Origin of the sequence: Dorea longicatena, assembly GCF_025150085.1 — a bacterium.
GTDB lineage: Bacteria > Bacillota > Clostridia > Lachnospirales > Lachnospiraceae > Dorea_A > Dorea_A longicatena.
In genome coordinates this window covers 1837083-1863314 of the sequence record NZ_CP102280.1, presented here as the reverse complement: position 1 = coordinate 1863314, position 26232 = coordinate 1837083, and the positions used below count along the sequence as shown (strand labels likewise).

At 43.2% G+C, this 26232-nt stretch carries 18 protein-coding genes and 1 riboswitch; of the genes, 15 read left to right on the top strand and 3 right to left on the bottom strand.

From position 1 onward, the window contains the following. The first annotated feature begins 255 nt into the window (after nucleotides 1-255). Nucleotides 256-329, top strand: a riboswitch (glycine riboswitch). Between the two features lie 101 nt (nucleotides 330-430). From NQ508_RS08860 to NQ508_RS08810, 11 genes are all read left to right on the top strand, one after another. After that, nucleotides 431-1678: a serine hydroxymethyltransferase gene (locus NQ508_RS08860; RefSeq protein WP_006428873.1), complete on the top strand. Its 1248-nt coding sequence runs from the start codon at nucleotides 431-433 to the stop codon at nucleotides 1676-1678. A gap of 68 nt (nucleotides 1679-1746) precedes the next feature. Beyond that, nucleotides 1747-2835: a glycine cleavage system aminomethyltransferase GcvT gene (gene gcvT, locus NQ508_RS08855; RefSeq protein ID WP_006428872.1), complete on the top strand. Its 1089-nt coding sequence runs from the start codon at nucleotides 1747-1749 to the stop codon at nucleotides 2833-2835. Nucleotides 2836-2950: 115 nt separating this feature from the next. Further along, a complete protein-coding gene (gene gcvH / locus NQ508_RS08850; protein ID WP_006428871.1) occupies nucleotides 2951-3331 on the top strand; it encodes a glycine cleavage system protein GcvH in 381 nt (126 codons plus the stop codon). 34 nt (nucleotides 3332-3365) lie between these two features. Beyond that, entirely contained in the window at nucleotides 3366-4685 is a 1320-nt protein-coding gene (gene gcvPA, locus NQ508_RS08845) for an aminomethyl-transferring glycine dehydrogenase subunit GcvPA (protein ID WP_006428870.1), read from the top strand. After that, nucleotides 4679-6103 carry an aminomethyl-transferring glycine dehydrogenase subunit GcvPB gene (gene gcvPB, locus NQ508_RS08840; protein ID WP_006428869.1) on the top strand — a complete coding sequence of 475 codons (1425 nt, stop codon included), beginning with the start codon at nucleotides 4679-4681 and terminating at the stop codon, nucleotides 6101-6103. Before gcvPA ends, gcvPB begins: the two co-directional genes overlap by 7 nt. Nucleotides 6104-6127: 24 nt before the next feature. After that, on the top strand, nucleotides 6128-7126 hold the full coding sequence (locus NQ508_RS08835; protein WP_006428868.1) for a lipoate--protein ligase: 999 nt from the start codon (nucleotides 6128-6130) through the stop codon (nucleotides 7124-7126). 52 nt (nucleotides 7127-7178) lie between these two features. Next, on the top strand, nucleotides 7179-8585 hold the full coding sequence (gene lpdA, locus NQ508_RS08830) for a dihydrolipoyl dehydrogenase (protein WP_006428867.1): 1407 nt from the start codon (nucleotides 7179-7181) through the stop codon (nucleotides 8583-8585). Between the two features lie 437 nt (nucleotides 8586-9022). Continuing rightward, nucleotides 9023-9679 (top strand): corrinoid protein, encoded by a 657-nt coding sequence (locus NQ508_RS08825; protein WP_044920246.1) that lies wholly within the window; start codon nucleotides 9023-9025, stop codon nucleotides 9677-9679. A gap of 80 nt (nucleotides 9680-9759) precedes the next feature. Then, nucleotides 9760-10791, top strand: a complete 1032-nt coding sequence (locus NQ508_RS08820; RefSeq protein ID WP_006427985.1) for a methylcobamide--CoM methyltransferase — start codon at nucleotides 9760-9762, stop codon at nucleotides 10789-10791. A gap of 37 nt (nucleotides 10792-10828) precedes the next feature. Further along, on the top strand, nucleotides 10829-12622 hold the full coding sequence (locus NQ508_RS08815) for an ASKHA domain-containing protein (protein ID WP_242654766.1): 1794 nt from the start codon (nucleotides 10829-10831) through the stop codon (nucleotides 12620-12622). Continuing rightward, nucleotides 12619-13503: a methylcobalamin--coenzyme M methyltransferase gene (locus tag NQ508_RS08810; RefSeq protein WP_006427983.1), complete on the top strand. Its 885-nt coding sequence runs from the start codon at nucleotides 12619-12621 to the stop codon at nucleotides 13501-13503. The genes NQ508_RS08815 and NQ508_RS08810 overlap by 4 nt, the downstream gene beginning before the upstream one ends. Before the next feature lie 100 nt (nucleotides 13504-13603). Here the strand turns inward: NQ508_RS08810 and NQ508_RS08805 are convergent, their stop codons facing one another. Together NQ508_RS08805 and glgB are read right to left on the bottom strand one after the other, a co-directional pair. Then, a complete protein-coding gene (locus tag NQ508_RS08805; protein ID WP_006427982.1) occupies nucleotides 13604-14665 on the bottom strand; it encodes a uroporphyrinogen decarboxylase family protein in 1062 nt (353 codons plus the stop codon). 565 nt (nucleotides 14666-15230) lie between these two features. Next, nucleotides 15231-17015, bottom strand: coding sequence for a 1,4-alpha-glucan branching protein GlgB (glgB, locus tag NQ508_RS08800; RefSeq protein ID WP_006427980.1), 1785 nt, complete (start codon nucleotides 17013-17015; stop codon nucleotides 15231-15233). 181 nt (nucleotides 17016-17196) lie between these two features. Here glgB and NQ508_RS08795 point away from each other — a divergent pair, with 181 nt between their 5' ends. Both NQ508_RS08795 and NQ508_RS08790 read left to right on the top strand, forming a co-directional pair. Then, nucleotides 17197-17754 carry a TetR/AcrR family transcriptional regulator gene (locus tag NQ508_RS08795; RefSeq protein ID WP_006427979.1) on the top strand — a complete coding sequence of 186 codons (558 nt, stop codon included), beginning with the start codon at nucleotides 17197-17199 and terminating at the stop codon, nucleotides 17752-17754. After that, nucleotides 17751-20117, top strand: coding sequence for a helicase C-terminal domain-containing protein (locus tag NQ508_RS08790; RefSeq protein WP_006427978.1), 2367 nt, complete (start codon nucleotides 17751-17753; stop codon nucleotides 20115-20117). The genes NQ508_RS08795 and NQ508_RS08790 overlap by 4 nt, the downstream gene beginning before the upstream one ends. 172 nt (nucleotides 20118-20289) lie before the next feature. Here NQ508_RS08790 and NQ508_RS08785 read toward each other — a convergent pair whose 3' ends face one another. Continuing rightward, complete coding sequence (locus NQ508_RS08785) at nucleotides 20290-21168, bottom strand: LysR family transcriptional regulator (protein ID WP_006427977.1); 879 nt, start codon at nucleotides 21166-21168, stop codon at nucleotides 20290-20292. A gap of 145 nt (nucleotides 21169-21313) precedes the next feature. Here NQ508_RS08785 and NQ508_RS08780 point away from each other — a divergent pair, with 145 nt between their 5' ends. Both NQ508_RS08780 and NQ508_RS08775 read left to right on the top strand, forming a co-directional pair. Further along, on the top strand, nucleotides 21314-21979 hold the full coding sequence (locus tag NQ508_RS08780; protein WP_006427976.1) for a TIGR01906 family membrane protein: 666 nt from the start codon (nucleotides 21314-21316) through the stop codon (nucleotides 21977-21979). A gap of 154 nt (nucleotides 21980-22133) precedes the next feature. Further along, complete coding sequence (locus NQ508_RS08775) at nucleotides 22134-25901, top strand: phosphoribosylformylglycinamidine synthase (protein ID WP_006427975.1); 3768 nt, start codon at nucleotides 22134-22136, stop codon at nucleotides 25899-25901. Nucleotides 25902-26232 lie beyond the last annotated feature (331 nt).

The window sequence follows — 26232 nt, the reverse complement described above, 5'->3', positions numbered from 1 at the left end:
GAGTTGAAATACTTTGACAGGTACCATCTTTTGTGATAAATAATTAACTTATGGATTTACTGTTGACTTAAAGGACATAACCTGTTATGCTAATTGCATAGTTGATAGATGAATTTGTGAGATACCTATGTGCAAAGTGCATAAATGAAGTGGAACGTATTATTTTGATAAAATGCGTAGAAGGAAGCAAAGATACCATGCAGCATAGGAGCCGAAGGGGCATGCAGAAACTCTCAGGTAAAATGGAACGAATTCGGACGACGCTCTGGAGAACAATAAGAATTGTACCGAAGAAGTAATCTTTCAGGTAAAAGGACAGAGGCAGACAAAAAACACTTTTGAAAAGAAAGTATTTTTTGCCTGCTTTTTTAGTGCTCAAAATGGGGAATGGGCGCGAAAAGCAGGCAGATTCCGAAGGAGGTAAAAACAAATGAACAGAATCGAAGATGTAACAAACTACATCACAGAATGTGACAAAGAAGTTGGGGAAGCACTTGCATTAGAGCTTGGCAGACAGAGAAGAAATCTGGAGCTGATCGCATCTGAAAATATTGTAAGCCCGGCAGTGATGCTGGCAATGGGAACCGTACCGACCAATAAGTATGCAGAAGGTTATCCGGGAAAGAGATATTACGGCGGATGCGAAGATGTAGACATTCTGGAGAATCTGGCAATTGAAAGAGCAAAAGAATTATTCGGATGTGAGCATGTATGTGTACAGCCGCATTCCGGAGCCAATGCCAATACTGCAGTGTATCAGGCACTTCTCGAACCAGGCGATACCGTTATGGGCCTGAACCTTGCACATGGCGGACACCTGACACATGGTTCACCGGTGAATTTATCCGGAATCTTATATCATTTCGTACCATATAATGTGAACGACGATGGATATCTGGATTACGATGAGATCCGTAAGATCGCACAGGAATGCAAACCAAAGATGATCGTTGCAGGCGCATCTGCATATCCGAGAGAGATCCGGTTTGACATTTTTGAAGATATCGCAAAAGAAGTCGGAGCGTATTTGTTCGTAGATATGGCACATATTGCAGGACTTGTGGCAGCTGGACTTCACCAGAGTCCGGTTCCATACGCAGACGTAGTAACTACAACGACACACAAGACACTCAGAGGCCCAAGAGGCGGTATGATCATGTGCAAAGAAAAATATGCAAAAGCAATCAACAAAGCCATTTTCCCTGGAACACAGGGCGGACCGCTGATGCACATCATCGCCGCAAAAGCAATCTGTTTCGGAGAAGCTTTAAAACCGGAGTTCAAAGAGTATCAGGAACAGGTGATCAAGAATGCAAAAGCACTTGCACAGGCTATGATCGATGAGGGATTCAACCTGGTAAGCGGCGGAACAGACAACCATCTGATGTTAGTGGATTTGCAGAACATGAATATTACAGGAAAAGAACTGCAGAACAGACTGGACAAAGTCTATATCACAGTCAATAAGAACGCAGTGCCGAATGATCCGGCAAGCCCGTTCGTAACAAGCGGAATCCGTATCGGAACACCGGCAGTGACAACGAGAGGTCTGAAAGAAGAAGACATGAAGACCATCGCAAAACTGATCAAGATGACCGTTACAGACTTTGATACAAAAGCAGATGAGATCCGTGCAGCAGTAAATGAGATTTGTGGTAAATATCCACTTTATGTTTAACAGTTAGTAATGCAACGGATTCGAACTGGTATTGCACTAACACACAGAATGTCAAGGAGGAAAAGACAATGGAATTAAAGACTCCACTTTATGACGCACATGTAAAAGCCGGTGGAAAGATCGTAGAATTTGGGGGATATCTTCTCCCGGTACAGTATGGAACAGGTGTGATCAAAGAACATATGTCAGTACGTACACAGGCAGGACTTTTCGATGTCTCACATATGGGAGAGGTATTATGTGAAGGCAAAGATGCACTGGCGAATCTGAACCAGATCCTGACGAATGATTTTACCAACATGGTAGACGGACAGGCAAGATACAGCCCGATGTGTAATGAACACGGCGGAACAGTAGATGACCTGATCGTGTATAAGAAATCTGATGAACACTACTTTATTGTAGTGAATGCAGCGAACAAGGACAAGGATTATCAGTGGATGTTACGCCACCAGTTCGGAGAAGTAACATTCAAAGATGTATCTTCCGGGTATGCACAGCTTGCACTGCAGGGACCGAAAGCAATGCAGATCCTTAAGAAGCTGACCGCAGAAGAGAATATTCCAAAGAAATATTACCATGCAGTATTCGATACGGAAGTTGCCGGAATCCCATGTATCATTTCCAAGACAGGATACACAGGTGAAGATGGCGTGGAACTGTATCTGGCAAGTGAGAAAGCAGAAGAAATGTGGAATACACTGTTAGAAGCAGGAAAAGAAGAAGGACTGATTCCTTGCGGACTGGGTGCAAGAGATACACTTCGTATGGAAGCAGCGATGCCGTTATACGGACACGAGATGAACGATGACATCACTCCACTGGAGACGGGACTTAAATTCGCAGTGAAGATGGCAAAGAATGATTTTATTGGGAAATCAGCTTTAGAGGAGAAGGGGACTCCATCCATCAAACGAATCGGTCTTAAAGTAACCGGAAGAGGAATCATCCGTGAACATCAGGATGTATACGTAGGAGATAAGAAGATCGGCCATACAACAAGCGGAACTCATTGTCCGTATCTTGGATATCCGATCGCAATGGCACTCGTTGATGCCGATTCTGTAGAAATTGGGGATACAGTAGAGGCTGATGTACGTGGAAGAAGAGTGGCAGCAGAAGTGGTTGCACTTCCGTTTTATAAGAGAGAAAAATAATCTGGGAACATTCTGAAGGAAAAAGAGAAAAAGCAGGGGAAAGAACCTGAGGAAAAAGAAATAGAAGAAAAAGAGATAAAAGGGAAAATAAGAGAATATAAAGGAGTAACATATCATGATCTTAAAAGAAGAATTAAAATATTCAAAATCACATGAATGGGTAGCATTAGATGGAGATTCAGCAGTTGTAGGACTGACAGATTACGCACAGTCAGAACTTGGTGATCTGGTGTTCGTCAATCTTCCGGAAGTAGGAGATATCGTAGAAGCAGGAGAAGTATTCGGAGACGTAGAATCTGTAAAAGCAGTATCCGATGTCTATTCACCGGTAACGGGAGAAGTAACGGAGATTAACGAAGAACTCTTAGATTCACCGGAACTGATCAATGACGATGCTTATGAAGCATGGTTCATCAAAGTAAAAGATGTATCAGCAACAGAAGAACTCTTAACTGCAGAAGAATACAAAGCATTTGTAGAAAGCGAGCAGGAATAAACACAAAGTCATTGAAAGAGGCGGTGAAAAAGCGATGGGAAGCTATGTACCGAATACGTTAGAAGAACGGAAAAAAATGCTTCGGGAAATCGGCTATTCGTCCATTGAGGACTTATTTGCACATATTCCGAAAGAAGTAAAATTAAAAGGGGAACTGAATATTCCGAAGGGAAAGACAGAGTTTGAAGTACGGCGCGAGATGGAACAGATTGCAGAAAAGAACCAGGTGTTCAAGACGATCTTCCGCGGAGCCGGAGCTTACAGACATTTTATCCCGGCAATGGTAAAAAATGTGACATCCAAAGAAAACTTGCTGACGGCATATACGCCATATCAGGCAGAAATCAGTCAGGGAATCTTACAGTCGATCTTCGAGTATCAGACGATGATCTGCGACCTGACCGGAATGGATGTATCCAATGCATCTGTATATGACGGTGCAACTGCAGCGGCAGAAGGTGTTGCGATGTGTCAGGACAGAAAGAGACACAAAGCACTGATCTCAGGAACGGTTCCGCCATATGTACTGGAAGTGGTAGAGACTTACTGCTTCGGAAATGGAATGGAACTGGAAGTCATTCCGGAAAAAGACGGACTGACGGACAAAGAATATTTAAAAGAACATATCGATGCGCAGACAGCCTGCGTATATATCCAGCATCCGAACTATTACGGTAATCTGGAAGACGCAGAAGAGATCGGCAAGATCGCACATGAGGCAGGAGCCAAATATGTGATGGGAGTGAATCCGATTTCTCTGGGAGTAATCAAGACTCCGGCAGAATACGGGGCAGACGTGGCAGTCGGAGAAGGACAGCCGCTCGGACTTTCTCTCGGATTCGGCGGACCTTATCTTGGATTTATGGCAAGTAAGGAAGCGATGATGAGAAAGCTCCCTGGAAGAATTGTTGGTGAGACGGTCGATCATAACGGAAAGACTGGTTATGTACTGACACTTCAGGCAAGAGAGCAGCACATCCGGAGAGAAAAAGCTTCCAGCAATATCTGTTCGAACCAGGCACTTTGTGCACTGGCAGTCGGTGTTTATCTTGCAACGATGGGAAATGAAGGTGTCAGACAGGCAGCAATTCTGTCTATGTCTAAAGCACATTATTTTGCAGAGAAACTGGAAGAGATCGGTCTGACAGTTTGTAACCAGGCAGAGTTCTTCCATGAATTTGTCACCAGATCAGAAGTGGATTCGGATAAGATATTAAGAGCATTGGAAGAAGAAGGAATCCTTGGCGGATATCCGTTAGATGAGCATCATATTCTGTGGTGCTGCACCGAGGTCAATACAAAAGAAGAGATGGATCAGGCAGTCCATATCTTAAGGGAGGTGCAGGGATGTTAATATTTGAAAAAAGCAGACCGGGAAGAGGCTGCGACCTGTTACCGGCATCAGATGTAGAAATCTACTTACCGGAAGAAAAAGATAAAAGAGAACAGCCGCTTCACCTTCCGGAATTGTCCGAAGGTGAATTGAGCAGACACTATACAGAACTCGCAAAGAAATCACACGGCGTGAATGACGGGTTCTATCCACTTGGATCATGTACGATGAAGTATAATCCAAAGATCAATGAAGATATGGCTTCACTGCCTGGATTTACAGAAATCCACCCATTACAGCCGGAACATACCGTACAGGGGTGTCTGGAAGTCATCGGAGAGATTGAAAATTCCCTGTGTGAGATCACGGGAATGGATCGCATGACATTGCAGCCGGCAGCCGGAGCTCACGGGGAGTTCACCGGACTGCTTCTGATCAAGGCTTATCACGAAAGCCGATCAGACGAGAAGCGTACGAAGATTCTTGTACCGGATTCCGCACACGGAACGAACCCGGCAAGTGCAGCGATGGCCGGATATAAAGTTGTCAGCATTCCATCTGCACCGGATGGAGGCGTAGATATTGAGAAATTAAGAGAGGCAGCAGGAGACGATGTAGCAGGACTGATGCTTACCAATCCGAACACAGTCGGTCTCTTTGATAAGAACATTCTGGAGATTACAGATATCATCCATGAATGCGGCGGCCTCTGCTATTATGACGGGGCAAACTTAAATGCAGTTATGGGCACGGTACGTCCTGGCGATATGGGATTCGATGTTATCCATCTGAATCTTCACAAGACATTCTCCACACCACATGGCGGCGGCGGCCCGGGAAGCGGCCCGGTCGGATGTAAGGAAATGTTATCCGACTTCTTGCCATCTTATCTGGTGGAAGGTGAAGAGACGTTGCATCTGGAAAAACCGGCAAACAGTATCGGTGAAATGAAGAGCTTCTACGGTAACTTCCTTGTAGTGGTAAAAGCACTGACTTATATCAAGACACTCGGAAGAGAGGGTATTCCGGAGGCAAGTCGGAATGCAGTACTGAATGCCAACTATATGATGAATAAGTTAAAAGATCTGTATCCGATGGCTTATGATGAGATCTGTATGCATGAATTTGTTATGAGTCTTGCAGATCTGAAAAAGAAGACCGGTATCTCGGCAATGGATATTGCAAAAGGTCTGCTGGACAATGGTATTCATCCGCCTACAATGTATTTCCCATTGATCGTGGATGAAGCACTGATGGTAGAGCCAACCGAGACCGAATCGAAAGAAACACTGGACGATGCAATCGCAGTATTCCGCAAATTATATGAACTGGCAGAGACAGATCCTGAAAAGTTACATCAGGCACCTGTGACAACTCCGGTTACAAGACTGGATGAGGTCAATGCGGCAAGACATCCGCATCTGAGGTATGTGTTTTAAGGAAAAGTGAAGAGAGGAACAGTTATGGTCACAAAGCTTACATATATAGAAAGCGATCAGGTGAACCCATATAAGAATCTTGCAGTGGAGGAGTATTTACTCCTCCACTGTGAGGATAAAGAGTGTATTTTGTATCTCTGGCAGAATCAGAATACCGTTGTAATCGGGCGTAACCAGAACGCATGGAAAGAATGTAAAGTTACAAAATTAGAAGAAGAGAATGGTCATCTTGCGAGAAGACTTTCCGGTGGCGGAGCAGTCTATCATGATCTGGGAAATCTGAACTTTACATTTTTGGTAAATAAAGATGAATATAGTCTGGAAAAACAGTTACAGGTAATCATAAATGCAATGGGACGGTTGGGATTGAAAGCAGAAAAATCCGGAAGAAACGACATCCTGATCGATGGAAAGAAATTCTCCGGTAATGCATTTTATGAGCAGGAAAAACACTGCTATCATCACGGAACCATTATGGTAGATGTAAACAAGGAAATACTGTCCCGGTATCTGACCGTATCCAAAGATAAGTTGAAATCCAAAGGTGTGGATTCTGTGAAATCCAGAGTGACAAATCTGAGGGAATATCTTCCGGAACTGACACTGGAAGAGTTAAAGAAGGCACTTCGCGAATCTTTTGAAGAGGTTTATAATCTGAAATCGGAAGAAAAGAAGATGGAAGATTTGGATGCAGATGAGGTTGAAGAAAAGAAAGCACATTTTTCATCCTGGAAATGGCTGTATGGAAGAAAACTGGACTTCCAGTACGAGCTGAGTCACAGATTTGCATGGGGCGGGATTACTATGCAGTTTCAGGTAGATGCAGGAAAGATCAAGGATGTGGAAGTCTATTCCGATGCGCTGAACATTGAACTGGCGGAGGCAATTCCAAAATTTTTAAAAGGAATCAAATACCGAAAAGAAACCATGTGTGTGCAGCTTGGATTATTCTGGTCGAAGGATGAGAATGTCGAAAATATGATGAATGATGTGATTGCCTGGATTCAGGAAACGGATTTATAAGAATGATAAGAAAACCTTGTAAAGATCACAGATTTTACAGGAGGAAAATGAAATGAGCGGAAAATATGATGTTGTGGTAATCGGCGCCGGACCGGGGGGATATGTGGCTGCGATCAAAGCTGCAAAGCTCGGGCTTAAGACGGCAATTATAGAAGAACGAAGAGCCGGTGGAACCTGTCTGAACCGTGGATGTATTCCGGCAAAAGCAATGATCCATGCGTCTTCGTTATACAGAGAAATGCAGGAGGCAGAACGGTTCGGAATATCAGCTTCGGATGTAACATATGATTATGGAAAAATTGTTGCTTATAAAGAAGAAACAACGGACAAACTGGTGCAGGGAGTCGAGCAACTTCTGAAGGCAAATGGCGTAGACGTATACGATGGAAAAGGTACGCTTCTGGAAGAAAAGAAAGTGCGGATCAGGAAAGAACAGGAAGATGTTGTGCTAGAAGGGGAAAATATTATCCTTGCCAGCGGTTCCAAACCATTAATACTTCCAATTCCAGGAATGGATAGTGAAAGAGTCCTGACCAGTGATGCACTCTTTGCGATGAAAGAAGCTCCGAAGAGTCTGATCATTATCGGAGGCGGTGTTATCAGTGTGGAATTTGCCACAGTATATGCGAACCTTGGATGCAAGATTACAATCCTGGAAGCAATGCCAAAGTTAGTACCGAATATGGATAAAGAGATCAGTCAGAATCTGAAGATGATCTTGAAAAAGAGAGGTATTGATATTCATACTTCGGCTGCAGTACAGGGGGTAACAACAGAAGACGGAACCTGTACCTGTCACTATATAGAGAAGGATCAGGAACAGGAAGTAACGGCAGATTACGTTTTGTGTGCAGTAGGACGTTGCCCGAATACGGATGGTCTGTTTGGGGAAAATGTAAAACCAGATATGGAGCGCGGCCGTGTGCTGGTGAATGCGAACTTTGAATCCAGCATCCCGGGGGTCTATGCAATCGGTGATCTGATCTTTGGTGCACAGCTTGCACATGCGGCAAGTGCCCAGGGAATCGTGGTAGCAGAAAAACTTGCCGGAAAAGAACCATCCATAGATCTGAGTATTGTTCCGGGATGTGTCTATACAGATCCGGAGATCGCATCTGCAGGAATGACAGAAGATCAGGCAAAAGAAAATGGAATTGCTGTAAAATGCGGCAAGTTCATCATGAGTGCAAATGGAAAATCTATCATTACGCAGGAAGAACGGGGCTTCATCAAAGTCGTAGCAGACGAAGCAACCGGCAAGGTCCTGGGAGCTCAGATGATGTGTGCCAGAGCAACGGATATGATCGGAGAATTTGTGACTGCAATTACAAATGGGCTGACTGTAGAGCAGATGCTTAAAGGAATGCGGTCGCATCCGACTTATAATGAAGGAATCGGGGAAGCACTCGAGGAACTCGAAGGCGGCGCAGTGCATGTGGTGCCGAGGAAGAAAAAATAAATTTGGGATTTAATTCAGGAAGGCATGATTACCCGGACCTGCATAAAAAGTAGGAAGCTGTTCCTGTTCAGGTTCCGTCGGTGGGAAATACTAAAGCGTCAAAATTATGCTAAAAACGGGCTTCCGAAATTTGCAACTCGCCATTCGGCTTAAACAGGCAAATTTCGAAAACCCAACGCATAATTTTGACGCTTAACTATTTCCAACACCTTCTTCACATTCACTGGAACAGATTCCTACTTTTTATTCCGTGGGTATCAAATGCCTTAAGAATGAAATTAAATCCCAGTTTCATGGAAGCTAATCAATAGTAATAAGATAAAGATGCTTTAGGTATGAATTATTATTGCAAAATGAAACGTGTAAATTTATAATGAAAGTAGAATTGGATGAAAGATAATGAGAAGACTAAGAAAAATATTGGGAGGACGTTGAAGATGACGACATCAAAGGAAGAATTATTGAATAAACTTTCAGAATGTGTTCTGGAAATGGAGGATGAAGAGGTTGTTGATGTAGCGGAAGAATATATTGAAGCAGGTTATCCGGCACTGGATGGAATCATGGAAGGTCTGGTAGATGGTATGAATAAGGCCAGTGAGTTGTTTGAAGAGGAAGAGTATTTTGTGACAGATATTCTGTTGTGTTCCGATGCAATGTATGCCGGACTGGAGGTATTAAGACCATATCTGCCGGATGAAGAGGAACAGGCTGCAAAACCGATTGCAGTTATCGGAGTGGTAGAAGGGGATACGCATGATATTGGAAAGAATCTGGTTAAGATTATGATGGAAACTGCAGGATTTGAGATGCATGATCTTGGAAGAGATGTGCCGGCGGAAGAATTTGTGAATCAGGCAGAAGCATTAAAGGCACAACTGGTGTGCATTTCCACATTGATGACGACCACAATGAGCGGTATGGAAGATATCATCGAACTTTTGAAAGAAAGAGGAATCCGGGATAATGTGAAAGTCATGGTCGGGGGAAGTCCGGTATCGAAGAAATATGCAAATGATATCGGAGCGGATGGCTATTCTGTTAATGCAGTAGAAGCAGTCAGAGTTGCAAAAGAATTACTGAATATTGCATAGTATGTTATGAAAGTGAGCACGTTAAGGTTGTAAAGTTATTCATTCGAATAGAAGATATCAGATAGGAAAAAAAGTAATCAATGAATGAAAAAGAAAGACTAAAAAAAGCGTTACATCATGAAAAGACAGACCGGCCGCCATGTATCTGTCCGGGCGGAATGATGAATATGATCACGACAGATTTGATGGACAAATCTGGGATTACATGGCCGGAAGCACATCTGAATGCAGAGATGATGGCGGATCTTGCACAGGCCAATTATGAAAATGGCTGTTTTGAGAATGTAGGTGTTCCATTCTGCATGACGATCGAGGCAGAGTCCATGGGTGCAAAAGTCACATTGGGAGACAGGGTGCATGAGCCGCATGTGACAGAATATGCCTTGCATTCGGTGAAAGAATGGGAGAAAATCAGGCCGATGGATATGAATTACGGGAGAGTCAAGGTTGTACTGGATGCAATTCGCATTTTGAAATCGAGGAATCTGGATGTGCCGATCATTGGAAATATTACAGGACCGGTCAGTACAGCAAGCTCGGTAATGGAACCGGTGATATTTTATAAAGAACTGCGTAAGAAAAAAGAAGATGCCCATAAATATATGGAACTGGTAGCAGATGAGATCATCCGTTTTGCGAGAGCGCAGATTGATGCAGGGGCGGATATTATAGCAATTTCGGATCCGAGTGGAACAGGAGAGATTTTGGGACCAAAATTATTCGAGGAATATGCGGTGCACTACATTAACCGTATCATTGATCATCTCCAGGCAGAAAAGATGGGTGTGATCGTACATATCTGCGGGCAGATGAGAAATGTGTATGCGCAGGTGGAAATGATCCATTCGGATGTGCTGAGTTTTGATTCCTGTGTAGCGATGAGCGATGCGAAGAAGCATTTGAAAAAGCATGTGCTGATGGGAAATGTCAGCACATGGACACTGGAATTTGGGAATCCGGAGAAAGTGGAACAGTTAGCAGTCAAATGTTGGAGAGATGGTTCCGGGATTATTTCACCGGCATGTGGTCTGGGAACAAAATCACCACTTACGAATATTCAGGCAATCAGATTGGGAATCCGGAAAGCAACAGAAGAAAAAGTTGAAGTCTGAAAGAAAGACAGTAAATTACGAAATGACGATGAAAAATATGAAAAGAGAAAATCTTCTGGAAAAATTAAGAAAAGAAGGAAGATTCGTAGAAAATCCGTGTAATGGAAAAGGAATCTGCGGAAAATGTAAAGTGAAAATATTAAGTGGTGACGCAGGTAAAGTCACAGAAACAGAAAGGCGCTTTTTAAGTGAAGAAGAACTGGCGCGGGGAATCCGGCTTTCCTGTATGGTCTATCCGGAAGAAGAATTAGAAGTGGAAACCTTTAAGGAAGAGAAAAAGACTGAAGTTCTTTCGGAAGGTTATGTTCCGGAATTTGAGAAGCATACAGAGCTCAAAAAGCAATTGATCCATATCAGAAAACCGAATCTGAAAGACCAAACATCCATGGAAGATCAGCTTCTGAGCCAGTTGGAAAATGTAGAGATTCCATTTTCGTTGCTACAGCATCTGGAATTAGCAGAAGGAACTTATACGGCAGTCATCTGGTCAGAGAAAAGCCTTATGGCACTTGAGCCCGGTGATCAGACAGATTATCTTTATGGTGTGGCAATTGATATCGGAACGACAACGGTAGTAACTTCACTGATTGATATGATGACAGGAAAAGAACTGGGAACCGCGTCAAGAATCAATGCTCAGAAGGAGTTTGGTCTGGATGTTCTGACCAGGATTAGTTATGAGACCGAGCATCCGGAAGATGGAAAAGAACATTTGCAGAAAGCGATTATAGATTCCATTAATGAAATGTTAGACGAAGTCTGCAGAAAACCAGAGGTGCCGGGAAAGGGCAGAATTGAGAAGCATGATATTTATGAGATTACGGTGGCGGCGAACTGTACGATGATGCATATGCTGCTTGGTGTATCTGCCAGATCTATCGGAAGAGCACCGTATGCTCCTGCATTCGTAAAATCAAAGAATCTGCGTGCAGCAGAGATCGGCATTCAGGCAGGAGAAGGTGCAAGGCTTTATTGTCTGCCATCGGTATCTGCTTATATCGGTGCGGATATTGTTGCGGGGGCATATGTCTGCGAACTCCGTGAGCAACAGAAGAATGTATTGTTTATAGATATCGGAACGAATGGAGAGATTGTGTTCTCAGATCATGGAAGGCTGCTTAGCTGTTCCTGTGCGGCAGGTCCGGCACTGGAAGGAATGAATATCAGTTCCGGCATGCGTGCGGCGGCCGGTGCGATCGAAGATGTAAAGATCACAGAACAGGGAGTGAAACTGCAGATAATCGGGCAGGAAGAATACCGGCAAGAGGAACCGGAAGGAGTCTGTGGTAGTGGAATCCTTGCGGTAGTAAAAGAACTTAGAAGAACCGGACTGATCCGGAAAGATGGTGCATTTATAAAGCCGAAGGATATCAGTGAAGAAGATTACCGTTATCCGATGTTAGAATTAGATGGCAGAAAGCGTAAATTCAAGATGACGGAAAGACTTAGAATCACACAGGGTGATGTCCGGCAGGTCCAGCTGGCAAAGGGGGCGATCCTTTCAGGATTCTATGCACTGTTGAAAAAGGCAGGAAGGACAATGGAAGATCTGGATCAGGTTATGATTGCCGGTCAGTTTGGAGCACATCTTCCGGCAGAAAGTCTGATCGGAACCGGAATATTACCGAAAGAAGTGAAAGACAAACTGATCTATGTGGGAAACTCTTCCAAAACAGGAGCTTATCTGGCATTGATGTCCGGTAAAGCGAAACAGGAGATGGAAGAACTGGCACATCATATGGAATATATGGAACTGGGAGCAACGGAAGGATATGAGCGACTGTTTGCAGATTGCCTGATGTTCCCGGATGAGTCGGAGATTACGGAATGATTCAGGATTTTAAATGTACATATGGAAATTCAGCAGGCATCCGTGAAGCGGTAACAAATCGAACAAATCTGACGTTCCCGGATGCATATAAGCATGCGGAAACGATGGCAGAACTGGCGCAAGTACTTAAGGAATGTGACAAGGCGCCGTTCTGTGAACTTCCGTTTTGCCATACCGTTGAAGCAGAGGCGATGGGCGGGATCATTAATTATGGAAATGAGAAGACCGGACCGAGAGCGAAAGAATATCTGTGTACGGATATAGAAGAAATATTAGAACTTCCGGCAATTGATTTCGGAAAAGGGAGAATACAGGAGGTTTTAAAAGCCTGCCGTATATTGCATGAAAAAGGAGAACACATTGTATTTGAAGTCTCAGGACCTCTGACGATATTGAATGTTCTGATCGATCCTAAGTATGTATTCAAAGGAATGCGGAAAAAACCGGAATTTATGGAACGGATATTTGCGAAGTTAGGAAAAGAGATACTTGCTTATATGAAACTAGCGAAAGAACAAGGGGCAGACTTTATCAGTTATGCGGATTCTTCCGGTGGTGTCAACATTCTGGGACCGAAAATGGCCGAACAGATGGTGGATCTTTTTACTTATGATTTTGTAAAACAGGCGGGAAAACTGGCAGATGAGCATACAATGATTCTGCTCTGTCCGAAGACGACATTCGCACTTCTTGGAACGGGGAAAGCGAAATTAATTGATTGCCAGATTCATGATGATAGAAGTCAGGAAGAAGATTCATTAAGTTATGCGGAAGCATGCATTCGGATGAAAGGGAAAATACGTTTTGCAGGACAGATGTGCATAAAAAATCTGGATTATAGGATGAAGAATGGAATTATGAAGGAAGTCCACATACTATAAGAGTGATTTATAGAATATATTATGGGTGATTTTGGCATATCATATCGTATAAAAAGCTTGTGAGTAAAAAAAAGTCTTTACTCACAAGCTTTATTAGCCTTTATTCCCAGTTTGATGGCTGAACCGGATATTTTGCGCATTTTCTTGCTGCACGCATATAAGCATCGATATTTTCAAGAGAAGTGGTAACCGGAATATCACATCCAGGTGCAATCGTGAATCCGCGAGGGTTGTCCCAGCATTTGCGGAAGCAGTCGATAACAGCCTGTTCGATACTTTCAGGAGTACCGTTTAAGATTTCCATAGGGGATACATTTCCCATAATAGAAAGCTTATCGCCGACTGTTTCTTTTGCGTAAGCGATATCAACAGAACTGTCGATACTGATGCCACGGATACCCATTTCAGGGAAGGTTTCTAAGAGTTTGGTAGTGTCACCGCAGATGTGGAAGCCGGAACCATGGCTGCCCCATTCTTTCCATTTATCCATAACTTTTACATAGTATGGAATGACAAATTCACGGAACTGTTTTGGTGATAACAAAGAAGCAGTCGGTTCGGCAAGACCGATACCGATTTTATTTTCTACGAACTTGCGTCCGACTTCAATCGTTGCGTCAGCAGCAAAGTCAAGTAGCTTATGAAGATTCTCTTTGTCTTTGCGCATAGCTCTTAAGATTTTTTCTGTGCCGGCAAGGTTGGCAGCGGTCGTAAATGGTCCCATCAGTCCTACTCCGGTGAAAATCTCATCATTCAATTCATCCTGGATATAGCGGACGGCGTCAAAAGCAACCTGGGCATTATGGTCATTTTCAAAACGAAGTTTTTCAAGATCTAACTGGTCAACATTACCGATATTTTCCAGAACAGATTCCTTGATGATCGGAATTCCGAATGCATCATAAGTAGATGCGGCACCGAACGCAACCGGAATACCATCGATACGGTAATTAACGCTTAAGCCATCCTGACCAAAACGTTTGTAACTTTCAATGAGCCAGTGGGCACGGGATTTCGCCTCTACAAAAGCATCCTGGTAAGATGCTCCAAAGTTCATTCCGATGTACGGAGAAAAAAGCTTGATAGGCATACGGTCTACAGGTTTTCCGGCGAAGAGGGCGAAAGCACGCTCCTTTGGTGTCATTTGATCATCTTTGTGCATAATAAGTACACTCCTTTTATTGTAGTATGCATTAAGAAAATGTCAATGGCAGATTCTTAGCATTATGATAATATTATTATATCCTAAATGAAAGGAAATGTCAGAGAAAGCTAGAAATATCTGATTGAAAATACTTATAAATAATGCAAAATATAAATAAAATTAATGAGAAAAAATAGTATAGACGATATTGAACAAGACTGTGAAGCAGGTATAATAAAAGACAGAAAAATTTGACAGAAATTTTATCCGGGAGGAAACATGAGATTAGAAAAAAACAGATAAGACCAGATGACACCGGCGGAACGGATTACGTCGGCAGGAGAAGGGAAAATGGTGGATCGAGTGATCACAATCCCATTTATGGGAGAATTAAAATGTTATTTAAGCGGTATCCGAAGTCGGATATGTATTTGATTATGTTGAGAAACCGGGTGAATAAGGAAATCCAGAAATTTGGTATTTAATTTATTAACCATCCGCTGCCAGTCACGACTTGAAGGAAACAATAATCCTTATCTATTGTTTCCTTCAAGGATTGAGAGGCCGCTTTCCCGTTAATAAATTAAATCCCAAAATACACTGCTGAATACGCCGAAAGATCCAGCACAGCTTTCCCATCCGTAACCTTCACTTTCTTCTTCGTATACTTCTTACTTCCTCCAAATGTTACATCATCACTAGCCAGAATCACTTCCAGTTCTTTCGCATCTTCCACCGGAAGTTCATAGCCTTTCTGATCCTCATCCGAGAAATTAAAGACAGCGGCAATACGTTCTTTGCCATCCGTTCTTTCAAAAGCATAGATACAGCGTTCTTCCTGATGACAGTCCAGCCAATGGAAACCGGCGTTTTCATAGTCTTTTGCGGAAAGAGCCGGAGTTGTCATATACAGATGATTCAGTTTCTGCATGAAGTGATGGAATGCATCGTGAATTGGATACTTCAGGATATCCCAGTCCTGTTCACGTTTTTCATCCCATTCACGGAGTTGTCCGATCTCATTCCCCATGAAGTTTAATTTCTTTCCAGGATGTGCATACATGTACATATAGAAGGCACGTGCCTGTGGGAATTTCTCTTCGTATTCTCCATGCATTTTCTGGGCGATGGTTGCCTTTCCGTGAACCACCTCGTCATGTGAAAGCGGAAGAAGGAAAACATCGTTATAATAGTACATCATGGAGAACGTAAGCTTGTGATAATCGCGGCTTCTGTATTCCGGTGCGGTGCGGAAGTAGTCAAGTGTATCGTTCATCCAGCCCATATCCCATTTGTAATCGAATCCAAGTCCGCCTTGATCAGCAGGTTTTGTTACGCCTTCGAAAGAAGTAGAATCCTCGGCAGAGAGCATAACTGTCGGGTGCAGTGTTTTTAATCCGCGGTTCATTTCACGAATAAAGTCTACTGCATTATTGTTGACACCTCTTGCCGGTTCACCCTGCCAGTAAATGATACGGCTGATTGCATCCATACGGATTCCGTCCACATGATATACGCTTAACCAGTAGTTCGCAGCAGACTGCAGGAAGCTTCGAACCTCGCCTCTGGAATGCATGAAGTTGCAGCTTCCCCATTCGCTGACACCAACATCCTGATGTGGATATTCATAAAGTGAAGTTCCGTCATAATCGGCCAGTGCATAGTGATCAACGGCAAAATGTACCGGCACGAAATCCATGATCACACCGATGTCGTTCTTGTGGCAGGCATCAATGAATTTCATCAGTTCTTCGGCAGTTCCATAGCGTGATGTCGGGCTGAAGAATCCAGTATTCTGATATCCCCAGGATTCGTCACACGGGTGTTCGCTGAGCGGCATGATCTCGATATAGTTATAATCATTTTCCTTAAGATAAGGGATCAGGATGTCGATCATTTCTACATAAGTGTACCAGTCGTCTGCCTTTTCAGAAGGCTTCTTAAATGAGCCGAAATGCAGTTCGTAGATATTGAGTGGTTTGTCCTTGCATACTGAACGCTTCTGCATCCATTTGCTGTCTTTGAATTTGTAATGGGACAGGTCGCGGATGATAGACGCGAAGTTCGGACGGAGTTCCATGCCGAAGCCGTAAGGATCGCAGTGCTCTACGCAGTTTCCGTCCTGTCTGTAGATGCGGTATTTGTACATCATGCCAGGCTTTGCACCTTTGGCATAACATTCCCAGAAATTTCCGTCATAAGTTTTATTAAGTTCCCATTCCTGCCAGTCGTTAAATTCCCCAATGACTGTAATGCGTGATGCAGCAGGTGCAAAGGTACGGAATGTGGTTCCGTCTTTGTCCGGGTGTGCGCCGAGAAATTCATAGGCGTCGAATATTTTTCCTGTGTAAAATCCGTAAAAATCCATATTAACCTCCGTAAAAATGTAACGTAAATAATTAACTGCCGAAAAGATAATGGACAGTAGTTGCTTTTTTGATCTATAATCATATTATAAGAGAAATGCGGGAAGGTATCCACCGACAAAACCGACGAATGGGTGGATAACCGACGAATGGGAAAAAGTGTCGGGAAAGTGAGAAAATGAAATGGATCTTAGGATTGAGAAAACAGAGCGGGGAATCAAGAATGCATTTATCGAACTGCGTTCCAGAAAACCTCTGGAAAAGATAACAGTAAAAGAATTATGTGAAAGTGCAAGGATCAATAAGTCTACCTTTTATGCACATTATAAAGATATCTACGATCTGTCAGATGCGATGGAAGAAGAAGTGGTACAGTCGATTGCGAACAGTATTCAGCATCCGGAATATCTTCTGGAGCATCCGGCAGAATTCGCAAGGGAACTTCTGATGGCCTATATATCTCAGAATTCTCTGACGGCAATATTATTTTCCGGCAGTCAGGCAAATCATTTCGCGGACAGTATTGAGCGGAGTATCAAGCAGATGATTTTTGAAAAATATCCGGAGTTTGAAGAAGATACGGCGATGAACGTGATGTTGAGTTTTTGCATTCAGGGAAGCTACCATGCTTATCAGAAGAATCGGAGCGGAGATATCATGACGGTGATCGATGTGATCGCAGGGATGACGGGAGCGGTTCGACCGATGTATGAAGAACGATTGGGGGAGAGCAGATCATGAATCTGGAACAACCATGTATCCGCATTTCAGTGCGGAATCTGGTGGAATTTATATTGAGACATGGAGACATTGACAACCGGACCGGCGGGGCAGATAAGGAGGCTATGCAGCAGGGCAGCCGGATACACCGGAAAATCCAGAGACAGCAGGGGGCAGAGTACCGTGCAGAGGTCCCGTTAAAGTATCAGATAGCGTGCGATGGATTTATCCTGAGTGTAGAAGGAAGAGCGGACGGGATCATAGAACTTCCGAAGCGTGTGGTGATCGACGAGATCAAAGGAGTATTTAAGGATTTGAAACGTCTGAAAGAACCGCAGCTTTTACATCTGGCTCAGGCAAAATGCTATGCCTATATCTATGCAGAACAGAAAAATCTGGAAGAAATCGGAGTACAGATGACGTATTGTAATTTAGATACCGAAGAAATCCGGAGATTCCAGGAGGTATATACCCGGGCAGAACTTAAGAAATGGTTCGAAGAACTTGTATCAGAATATGAAAAATGGGCAAGATACCAGATGGAATGGAGAGCAAAGAGAAATGCTTCAATCAAAACAGTGGAATTCCCATTCGAATATAGAGACGGACAGAAGAAACTGGTTGCGTCGGTATACAGGACAATTTTGAGAAAAAAGAAATTATTTATCCAGGCACCGACCGGAGTCGGCAAGACAATGGCGGCCGTATTTCCGGCGGTGAAAGCAGTCGGGGAAGAACTGGGAGAAAAGATCTTTTATCTGACGGCGAAGACGATCACCAGAACGGTGGCAAGTCAGGCATTCGAGATCCTGAGGAAGCAGGATCTGAAGATGAAAGTCATCACATTGACGGCAAAAGAAAAAATCTGTTTCTGTGAGGAAACTATCTGTAATCCGGATGCATGTCCATATGCCAAAGGACATTTTGACCGTGTAAATGCTGCTGTTTATGAACTGCTCACATCGACAGATGAAATGAGCCGGGAAGTGCTGGAAGAACAGGCAAGGAAATGGAATGTGTGTCCGTTTGAAATGGCACTGGATGTATCGCAGTGGGTAGATGCGGTTATATGTGATTATAATTACGTCTTTGATCCGAATGCACATCTGAAACGCTTTTTCGGAGACGGCGTCAAAGGAGAATATCTGTTTCTGATCGATGAGGCACACAATCTGGTCGAACGTGGGAGGACCATGTACAGCACCAGTATTTGCAAGGAAGATTTTCTGAAAATCAAAAAGCTGGTAAAATACGGAGAACCGAAACTTGTCTCGGCGTTGGAGAGCTGCAATAAGCAGCTTCTGGAGTTAAAAAGAGAATGTGACGGCTGCCAGATACTGAATAGTGTGTCACATGTGTATATTAAGCTATTGTCTTTGATGACAAAGCTGGAAGAGTTTATAGAAGACTGTAAAGATGAAGTAATACGGAAAGGGGTACTGGAGTTTTACTTTGGTATCCGTAATTTCATATATATTCATGACCGGCTGGATGAAAATTATCTGATTTATTCAGAACTAAGTGAAGAAGGAAAGTTTTACCTGCATCTGTTCTGTGTCAATCCGGCGGGATGCCTGCAGGAATATATGGGAAAAGGAAATAGTACGATATTATTTTCGGCAACATTTCTTCCAATCAATTATTATAAGAAACTGTTATCTGCGGCAAAGGATGATTATGCGATCTATGCAGAATCTCCATTTGAACAAAGCAAAAGATTACTGCTTCTGGGAAATGATGTCAGCACGAAGTATACCAGACGCGGACCGGAGATGTACCGTAAGTATGCAGAATATATGATGCGTGTGATAAAAGGAAGAACAGGAAATTATCTTGCCTTTTTCCCGTCTTACCGATTTCTGGAAGAAGTGTGGGAAGCATTCATGGAACTGCCGCAGGAACAGATTGAAGTTGCAGTACAGTCCCAATATATGACGGAGCAGGAACGGGAAGAATTCCTGAAAAAATTCGAACAGGAAAGAGCACACAGCCTGATCGGCTTCTGTGTGATGGGTGGTATTTTTTCAGAAGGAATTGATCTGACGGAAGATAAACTGATCGGGGCAATGATCATCGGGACAGGACTTCCGCAGGTGTGTCTGGAACGGGAACTTTTAAAGTATTATTTTGACCGGAAGAATCTGAATGGATTCGATTATGCTTATTTGTATCCGGGCATGAATAAGGTGCTACAGTCGGCAGGACGAGTCATCCGGACTGATCAGGACAGAGGGGTGATTGCACTTTTGGATGAACGTTTTATGGACCGGCGGTGCCAGGAGGTGTTTCCGAGGGAGTGGAATGATTTCCAGATCTGTAACAGTGAAAATATCGAAGAAAAGATAGCAGGGTTCTGGAAGGAAGAACAGATGGATAAGAGGTAAGCAGAATCAGAAAAATATTATTTATAGAAAAATATATTATAGAACAATATGATAGGAAAAAATACCATGAGGGACATATGCCACATGGTATTTTATGCGAAAGTAAATAAAAGTAGCTGCCACCGGTAGTTCTCCAGGGATACTTTGGCAGGAAAAAGAGTTTGTAAACATATTAAAAATAAGATAAAAACTCCTGTGCGGCTTTGGATACCGGAACCTTCTCGTTATGCGCAATGACAAGTTCGCGTTCCGGAAGCGATTCCTTCGTCTCAACAATGAACAGAGAATCCGAATCGGCTGTCTGGGAAAGACAGAAATCCGGAATAAATGCGATTCCAAGTCCGATGCGGGCAAGGTCGATCAGAAGGTCATTACTGCTGAGTTCGATCTCCGGAACCAGATCCAGCTGATTCTGAAGGAACAGGTTGTGCAGATATTCGCTGGTTGTACTCTTTCTGTCCAGCATAAGGATCGGGTAGTCCAGAAGTTCTTTGAAAGAAACCTTCTTTCCTTTTAATTCTTTAAATGCTTCATTGGCAATGAACACATCCTGGAAATCTTTGATCTTTTTCACATTCGGAACATTTCCGAGATAGGAATTCGGTGAATTGACAACGATCAGATCCACCTGCCCGGTCTCCAGGAGTTCTACGCAGCGGATCGATGTCGCATTCGTAACCTTGATATGCGCTCCCGGAAATTCCCGGTGGAAGCGTTCCAGATAAGGCACCAGGAAATAACGGCAGATCGTATCACTGGCTCCGATGTGAAGCTGTCCTCCGCGTACGCCGACATCGAGAAGCTGGCTTTCCCCACGCTTGATCAGGCTGATCGCCGGTTCGATATGGCGCAGAAGAATCTCTCCTTCGGTAGTAAGACGTACTTTCTTGGTACTTCGGATGAATAAGGTTTGATCCAGCTTTTTCTCCAATGCCTTGATCGACTGGCTGACAGCCGACTGCGAGATAAACAACTGCTTGGAAGCCTCCGAAAAGCTTAAGGTGGAAGCTACATAGTAAAATACTTTATATAACTCATAGTTAATATCCATGATAAGTCCTCCTAATGAATCTTAACTGTATTATAAGTGAAATGAAAGAAAATTACAACCGTATTTACAATAGAAGTGTTATAATAATGAAGAACAGGAGGAAAAAAACTTGAAGAAATTAACAACGCTCATATCGGTTGTGGCCATGATGTGTGCAGTGATCGCAGCACTTGCATTCAGTATCTGGGCGGCAGTATATGGAGACAGTCATTATGGATTTTACAAAAAAGAATACCAGAAATATGAAGTGACAGAAGATCTGGATATGAACATCGACCATGTCATGTACGTGACAGAACATATGATGAACTATCTGATCGGAAAAGAAGAGAAGCTGTCAGTTGTAACAACGGTGGAAGGAAAAGAGCAGGATTTCTTCAATGAAAGAGACCGGCTGCATATGCGAGATGTCAGGAATCTATTCCTGGGAGGTATTAAGGTCGGGGGAGTTTGCCTGATTGTAGCTGCAGCCATACTGACGATGTTTAAAAAGCGGGAAAAAGACTGGAAGAGACTTTTTTGCAGGGCATATTCGATCGCACTTGGTGTATGGCTAGTCATAGGTGTACTGCTTGGCATTGCTTTCAGTATAGATTTTACGACGTGTTTTACGATTTTTCATAAACTGTTTTTTACCAATAATCTATGGATATTCAATCCGGAGACTGATTATATGATCCGGATGCTGCCGGAAGGATTCTTTTCTGATATGGTAATCCGTATCAGTGAGGTATTTGGAGCAGTGCTGGTAGTGATATGGATCGTATTGTTCGTTATTAAAAAATATTATAAAAAGCCAGAGGAATCGTAAATCTGTAAAAAAGGATTGACGGGAATGAAAATGATAAAGGATTAATAAGTACAGATTATAAAAGTGTTTAGATATATTAATTGTATTAAATAATGAATGTTGTGTTATACTAACAATAGAAAATGTGTAAAAATTCATTTATGGAGGATTACTTATGAGCAATGTAAAAAGAGTGTACGTGGAGAAAAAATCAGGATTTGATGTACAGGCCAAGGAGCTTAAGACTGAGATCCGCAGCTATCTTGGAATCAAAGACGTGGACAGTGTTCGTGTACTGATTCGCTACGATGTGGAAAATGTATCCGATGAGACATTTGAGAAAGCATGTAATGGCATCTTTTCTGAACCACCTGTAGATACATTATATAAAGAAGAATTTCCGGCAGAAGAAGGAAGCAGAATCTTTTCTGTAGAATTTCTTCCGGGACAGTTTGACCAGAGAGCGGATTCCGCTGTTCAGTGTATTCAGTTTATCAAAGAAGACGAGCAGCCGGTCATCCGTACCGCGACAACTTATGTGATCCATGGAGGAGAAGGCAGCTTATCAGATGAAGAATTTGAAGCAATCAAAGAACACTGCATCAACCCTGTAGATTCCAGAGAAGCACAGGGCGAAAAGCCGGAGACATTAGTTACCGTATTTGATGAGCCGGCAGATGTAAAAATCTTTGACGGATTCAAAGATATGGAAGAAAATAAGTTAAAAGAATTATATGATTCTCTCGGACTTGCCATGACATTCAAGGACTTCCAGCATATCCAGAATTATTTTAAATCAGAAGAAGACAGAGATCCTTCCATGACAGAGATCCGCGTTCTGGATACATACTGGTCAGATCACTGCCGTCATACAACATTCTCGACAGAACTTACAGACGTTTCATTCGGCGACGGCGATTACAGAGAGCCGATGGAAGAGACTTACAAACAGTACATCGCTGATCACAGCGAGATCTTCAAAGGAAGAGAAGACAAATTTGTCTGCCTGATGGATCTTGCACTGATGGCAATGAGAAAATTAAAACGTGAAGGAAAATTACAGGATCAGGAAGAATCCGATGAGATCAATGCATGCAGTATCGTTGTGCCGATCGAAGTAGACGGTGTGGAAGAAGAGTGGCTTGTGAACTTCAAGAACGAGACACATAACCATCCGACAGAGATCGAGCCATTCGGTGGAGCTGCTACCTGCCTCGGAGGAGCCATCCGTGACCCACTGTCAGGACGTACATATGTATACCAGGCAATGCGTGTTACAGGAGCCGCTGATCCAACCGTATCTGTAAAAGATACATTAAAAGGAAAGCTTCCACAGAAGAAACTGGTTAGAGAAGCAGCACACGGATACAGCTCTTATGGTAACCAGATCGGACTGGCAACTGGAGCAGTAAAAGAGATCTATCATCCGAATTATGTTGCAAAACGTATGGAGATCGGAGCAGTACTCGGGGCAGCACCAAGACGTGCAGTCATCAGAGAAACTTCAGATCCGGGAGATATCATTATCCTTCTCGGCGGACGTACCGGACGTGACGGATGCGGTGGAGCAACCGGATCTTCCAAAGTACATACAGAAGAGTCTATCGAGACCTGTGGAGCAGAAGTACAGAAAGGTAATGCACCTACAGAAAGAAAGATCCAGAGATTATTCAGAAGAGAAGAAGTCAGCAAGCTGATCAAAAAATGTAACGACTTCGGAGCAGGCGGAGTATCTGTTGCTATCGGAGAACTTGCAGACGGACTTCAGATCGACCTTGATAAAGTACCTAAGAAATATGCCGGCCTTGACGGAACAGAGATCGCAATCTCTGAATCACAGGAACGTATGGCAGTTGTTGTAGATCCAAAAGATGTAGATGAATTTATGAAATATGCATCCGAAGAGAACCTGGAAGCAACAAAGGTGGCTGTCGTAACAGAAGATCCAAGACTGGTCCTTTCATGGAGAGGAAAAGAGATCGTAAATCTTTCACGTGCATTCCTTGATACCAACGGAGCACACCAGGAGACAACTGTAGCGGTTGATATCCCGAACAGAAAAGACAGCATCCTCGTAAGAGAAGAAGTAAAAGACGTAAGAGAAAAATGGCTTGGTATGTTAAAAGACCTGAATGTATGCTCACAGAAAGGTCTGGTAGAAATGTTCGACGGATCCATCGGAGCAGCTTCTGTATTCATGCCGCACGGTGGAAAATATCAGAAGACAGAGACGCAGGCAATGGTTGCCAAGCTTCCGGTATTAACAGGAGACTGCGATACCGTAAGTATGATGAGTTACGGATTTGATCCATATCTGTCAACATGGAGCCCATATCACGGAGCAATCTATGCAGTGACAGAGTCTATCGCAAAGATTGTTGCAGCAGGTGGCGATTACAGCAAGATCCGTTTCACATTCCAGGAATATTTCCGTCGTATGACAGAAGATCCACACAGATGGAGTCAGCCGTTCGCAGCTCTTCTCGGAGCTTACAGTGCACAGCTTGGATACGGACTTCCATCCATTGGTGGAAAGGACAGTATGTCAGGAACATTCGAAGACATCGATGTACCACCGACACTGGTATCTTTCGCAGTGGACATTGCAAAAGAGAAAGACATTATCACACCGGAACTTAAGAAAGCCGGAGATAAACTGGTATGGCTTCGTATTGAGACAGATAATTACGACACTCCTGTATACGAGAAAGTTATGGAGCAGTACGGTAAATTTACAGAAGATATCCACAGCGGTAAGATCGTAGCAGCTTATGCACTGGACAGACATGGTATTGCGGCAGCAGTCAGCAAGATGGCATTCGGTAACGGCATGGGTGTGAAGATCGAGCACGATGTAGACGCAAGAGACTTATTTGCACCGGCATTCGGAGATATCATCGCAGAAGTACCGGCTGATAAGGTATCTGAACTTGGAATTACTTATACTGTAATTGGTGAAGTAACAGACAGCGCAGCTATTGAATATAACGATGTGAAGATTGCGTTAGACGAAGCAGTATCTGCATGGGAAGAAACACTGGAAAAAGTATTCCCGACCAATTCCGGAGCGGAAGGACAGGATGCGAAGGTGGAGACAGGATTATATGATACATCTGATATTTATATTTGTGACCACAAGATCGCTCAGCCGACCGTATTTATCCCGGTAATGCCTGGAACAAACTGTGAATATGACAGTGCGAAAGCATTCGAAAGAGCAGGAGCAAAGGTAATCACAAAAGTATTCAGAAATATGAGTGCATCTGATATCGTTGATTCTGTAGAAGTATTTGAAAAAGCGATCGAACAGTCACAGATCATCATGTTCCCAGGTGGATTCAGTGCAGGTGACGAACCGGACGGATCAGCAAAATTCTTCGCAACAGCATTTAAGAATGCGAAGATGAAAGAAGCGGTAGAAAAATTATTGAATGAGCGTGACGGACTGGCACTTGGTATCTGTAACGGATTCCAGGCTCTGATCAAGCTTGGTCTGGTACCAAGCGGAGAGATTACAGGACAGCAGCCGGATTCACCGACACTTACATACAACACGATCGGCCGCCATATCTCCAAGATGGTCTATACAAAAGTAGTAACGAACAAATCTCCATGGCTCAGAGAAGCAGAACTTGGCGGAGTATACACCAACCCTGCATCTCATGGTGAAGGAAGATTTGTTGCAAATAAAGAATGGCTGGACAAGTTATTCGCAAATGGCCAGGTTGCAACACAGTACTGTGATCCGGAAGGAAATATCACAATGAACGAAGAATGGAATGTCAACGGTTCTTACTGTGCGATCGAAGGTATTACAAGCCCGGACGGACGTGTACTTGGTAAGATGGCGCATTCAGAAAGAAGAAACAGAAGTGTGGCAATGAACATTTACGGAGAACAGGATATGAAGATCTTCGAATCAGGAGTAAAATACTTCAAATAATGAATGTTCAGGTGTCTGAGACTTTCGGTAATGAGATGAAAATTGGCATCCTTGTATTACAATAAATGCAATTTAGAGCGCAATCTGTTTCATAAAAATGAATATAACATGAGAAAAAGCACAAAACCCTTGCGAAATCTGCAAGGGTTTTGTAAAAAGTTGCAAAAAATAATAAAAACTGTAAAAAATATCTTGCCAGATACACTTGTTTGCTTTACAATAGTAAAGGACAAAGGCGTCAGGGAAAAACAGATGGCGTAAGTCATCTGCTTTTTTTATTCCAAAGCGTGTAGAAAAAACAGCCGGCGGCTGGATCGCAGTATTTGGACAA